The organism is Dietzia sp. NPDC055343, assembly GCF_053645265.1.
In genome coordinates, this window is the sequence record NZ_JBSHMJ010000154.1 from 1 (window position 1) to 1,340 (window position 1,340).

A 1,340-nucleotide genomic window follows, 5' to 3' on the forward strand; every position below is an offset into this window, starting at 1 on the left:
ATGTCAAGCCCCGGGTTTTGTAGAGGGTGGTTATCTGGCGTCGACGAGGTCGTCGACGGGTTCGGGTGACGGTTCGACCGCCGCGTGCTGTGCTTCGTATTCGGCGGGTGGGACGTAGCCGATCTCGCCGTGAATCCGTCGATGGTTGAACCAGTCGATGTATTCGGCGACGGCGATCTCGAGGTCGTCGATGTCTCGCCATGGCCCCTTGTGGCGGTTGCGGATGAGCTCGGCCTTGAACAGGGAGTTGAATGCCTCGGCGAGGGCGTTGTCGTAGGAGTCACCCCGTGAGCCCACCGAGGCCACGAGGTCCTGTTCTTCGAGCCGCTCGGTGTATCGCAGCGCCCGGTACTGCACGCCGCGGTCACTGTGATGAATCAACCCGCCCAGGTCGTCGCCGGCGTGGGTGCGCTGCCAGATCGCCATGTTCAACGCGTCCAGGGCCAGGTCGGTGTACAGATTCTTGGACAGCTGCCAGCCGACGACCATCCGCGAATAGACGTCGATGATGAACGCCGCGTACACCCACCCGGCGTACGTGCGGACGTAGGTGATGTCGGCGACCCACAGTTGGTTAGGTCGCTCGGCGACGAACTTGCGTTCCACCAGGTCAGCGGGACGCTCAGTCTCAGCCTTCGGGCGGGTGGTGCGCGGAGACTTGGCCCGCTGGACCCCCTTGAGACCTTCGGCTCTCATGAGGCGTTCGACGGTGCAGCGGGCGACCTGGTGGCCGGTGCGGCCCATCTCCCTCCACATCTTCCGGGCGCCGTACACGTGGTAGTTCTCCTCGTACATAGTGGTGATCGCGGCAGTCAGTTCGGCGTCGCGAACCGACCGCGCCGATGGCGGGCGGGTCTTAGCGGCGTAGTAGGACGAAGGCGCGATCGCGGCACTGGTCTCGGACAGTGCGTCGCAGATCGGCTGGACACCGTGTTCGTCCTTGTGGCGGTCGATGAACTCGACCTTCAGCGCTGTGGACGGTCCAGCTCCGCAGCGAAGAAAGCCGACGCCTGCTTCAAGATCGTGTTTGCCCGCCGCAGCTCGCGGTTCTCCTTCTCCAGCTGGGCCAGGCGGGCGTCGCGATCGGCGGACACCGACGAGGCGTCTTGGCCCTCGGCCTGGGCTTTGCGCACCCAGGTCCGTAGCGCTTCGCGGTGCACGCCGAGCTGCTCGGCGACCCGCACGATCGCACCGTGTGAGCGATCGGGGTCGGCCAATGCTTCCAACGCCATTCGTGTGGCTCGTTCACGAAGCTCGTCTGGGTACTTGCGCGGTGCTCCCATGGTTCTGATGATCCCTTCCCGGGTATTCGATGTCTCCATCAAACCCGGGGCGATTCA

At 64.7% G+C, this 1,340-nt stretch carries 1 pseudogene; it reads right to left on the reverse strand.

Annotated features, from left to right (window positions below):
• Nucleotides 1-30: 30 nt before the first annotated feature.
• Nucleotides 31-1,283 (reverse strand): annotated as a pseudogene (locus ACWIE7_RS19295) (IS3 family transposase).
• Between the last annotated feature and the right edge of the window lie 57 nt (nucleotides 1,284-1,340).